This window comes from Thiomicrospira sp., assembly GCF_014859555.1.
Taxonomy (GTDB): Bacteria; Pseudomonadota; Gammaproteobacteria; order Thiomicrospirales; family Thiomicrospiraceae; genus Thiomicrospira.
The window spans coordinates 1-2,195 of sequence record NZ_JACUTY010000120.1 but is presented as its reverse complement, the minus strand read 5'-3'; the positions used below and the strand labels follow the sequence as shown (position 1 = coordinate 2,195).

General features: G+C 46.3%; 5 protein-coding genes. 3 read left to right on the top strand and 2 right to left on the bottom strand.

The features are described from left to right. Positions 1 to 118: 118 nt before the first annotated feature. Positions 119 to 262 carry a hypothetical protein gene (locus tag IBX48_RS10385; RefSeq protein ID WP_296834302.1) on the bottom strand — a complete coding sequence of 48 codons (144 nt, stop codon included), beginning with the start codon at positions 260 to 262 and terminating at the stop codon, positions 119 to 121. Here IBX48_RS10385 and IBX48_RS10380 point away from each other — a divergent pair. From IBX48_RS10380 to IBX48_RS10370, 3 genes are read left to right on the top strand one after another with little or no spacing between them, the layout of a single operon-like run. Then, complete coding sequence (locus tag IBX48_RS10380; protein ID WP_296834299.1) at positions 247 to 714, top strand: nucleoside deaminase; 468 nt, start codon at positions 247 to 249, stop codon at positions 712 to 714. The two genes, IBX48_RS10385 and IBX48_RS10380, sit on opposite strands and share 16 nt — an antisense overlap. Positions 715 to 730: 16 nt before the next feature. Next, entirely contained in the window at positions 731 to 1,045 is a 315-nt protein-coding gene (locus tag IBX48_RS10375) for a type II toxin-antitoxin system RelE/ParE family toxin (protein ID WP_296834296.1), read from the top strand. After that, positions 1,045 to 1,338: a HigA family addiction module antitoxin gene (locus tag IBX48_RS10370; RefSeq protein WP_296834293.1), complete on the top strand. Its 294-nt coding sequence runs from the start codon at positions 1,045 to 1,047 to the stop codon at positions 1,336 to 1,338. The genes IBX48_RS10375 and IBX48_RS10370 overlap by 1 nt, the downstream gene beginning before the upstream one ends. Before the next feature lie 209 nt (positions 1,339 to 1,547). On the opposite strand, the gene IBX48_RS10365 is transcribed toward IBX48_RS10370, so the two are convergent. Continuing rightward, entirely contained in the window at positions 1,548 to 2,120 is a 573-nt protein-coding gene (locus tag IBX48_RS10365) for a CPBP family glutamic-type intramembrane protease (RefSeq protein ID WP_296834289.1), read from the bottom strand. Positions 2,121 to 2,195: the final 75 nt, after the last annotated feature.

The window sequence follows — 2,195 nt, the reverse complement described above, 5'->3', positions numbered from 1 at the left end:
GAATAAGTGACCTTTTAAGTCCCGCAGAATCAACCAGGGGTTAATCGAGGTGCCCGTATATGTGTTCTTACTGGCCACAGTAGGAACGCAACTCCCAGCCCTATTCCGTTATTTCTAATTAATGGATACAAATAATATAAAAACCTTGCCAACCCATCTCTAACCAGTCGAAATTAAACCACCAGGCCTGGTGGTTAACTCTAAAGCTATAACTTAAACCTTCAAACCCAACAACAGGAACAAAAAATGGATTATGCAACATTACTTGAACCCGCATTAGAACAAGCACAACTTGGATTTGAAGAAGGCGGTGTACCGGTGGGTGCGGCGATGTTTGATGCGCAAGGCCACGAACTCAGTCGCGGACGAAATCGGCGTGTACAAGACAACGATCCCTCCATTCACGGTGAAACCGATGCCTTCCGCCGCGCCGGACGCCAACAAACCTATCGCGACAAAATCCTCGTCACCACCCTTGCGCCCTGCTGGTATTGTTCCGGCTTAATTCGCCAATTCAATATCGGCACACTAGTGGTAGGCGAAACCCAAAATTTTAGCGGCCACCTCGACTGGCTAAGAGATGCGGGCGTAAACGTAATTGAATTAAACGATGCACGCTGCATTGCATTAATGGCCAAATTCATCCAACAATCCCCACAAATCTGGAACGAAGACATAGGCAAAACCTGCCCCGACTGCGGAAACACTAACTAACCACCAGGCCTGGTGATTGACTCTCGCTGCGCAACAAGATACACTTATTCGCATGATTATGTCATTCAAACACAAAGGCTTAAAGCTGTTTTACGAAACGGGCAACCATGCCGGTATTCAAGCAAAACATGCAAAAAAGCTAAGAATGCAACTTGCCGCTATTGACACCGCACAACAGGTTGAAGACATTAGTTTACCTGGTTATGCATTACACCCATTAAAAGGCGAGCGAACCGGAATCTGGTCAATATCGGTGAGTGGCAATTGGCGTATTACGTTTGAATTCAGAGATGGCAATGCCTACATACTGAACTACGAGGATTATCACTAATGAATATGCACAACCCGCCCCACCCAGGCGAATTTATTGAAACGGTTTACCTAGAAGCGAGTGAGCTAAGCGGACGTCAGTTAGCCGAGCATTTGGGCGTATCTGCGTCAACGCTCAACCGCATTATCAAAGGCAAAAGTGGCATTTCACCTGAAATGGCTTTGCGTTTATCCAAAGTACTAGGCCGCACACCCGAAAGCTGGCTTGTTATGCAAGACAACTATGACCTCTGGCAAGCCAAACAAACCCTAAACCTATCGAACCTACAACCATTGAACTTCGCCAACGCTTAAGCAACCAGGCCTGGTGCAAACACCCCGTCATACTGAGAAAAGCGAAGTATCTCCTACAGGCTGCAGAGTTTGGATCAGGCAACCGACACAATCACCAGGCCTGGTACAAACACCTCGTCATACTGAGCAAAGCGAAGTATCTCCTACAGGCTAGTAACAGTTTTGCAGGGTTAAGATCAGACAATCGACACAACCACCAGGCCTGGTGGTTAGATTATATTGAGTTTCCAGCCTAATATGATGACCCCGGTATGAGCCGCGCTTGTCCAGAGCACGCCGTAGGCGATGCCAACTTTCTGGCGAACATTTAGATATATCGCGCCGAGAAGAATGCCGGTTACCAACACCATAACGCCATACAGATAATCAGAGTAAATCGCCGGATGCACTAAGGTGAAAAACAAGGCCGTGCCTAAAATGATTTTCCAGCTCTTAATACCGCGTTTAATCAAAGGCTCAAACAACGCGGCACGAAGCAAAATTTCCTCCACCAAAGCCGTCATCACAAACGCCACCGCCGCCCGAACCGGGTCTAACTGCAAAACCAAACCCGCTAAGACACTGAGGCCAAGCAGGATAAACAATAAAACCGCATGCTGTCCTAGTTTGCTAACAGAACCGCTGTAAAAATAGAAAGTCACAATCACCGCGATTAAAAAAACCGCCCGCTCGACATCCAGATAATAGTCACCAAAATCAAGATGAAAACCAGTAAAGGCCTTAGCGAGCCCAAGACCGATAATTGAAAATATAAGAAAATAAATTGAATTACTTTTAGCCAACTGTTTATAGCCTGACTAAATGCGTTGCTCGGTTAAACTTCCAGAAGCATATTTATGCAAGATACTGGCAATCAA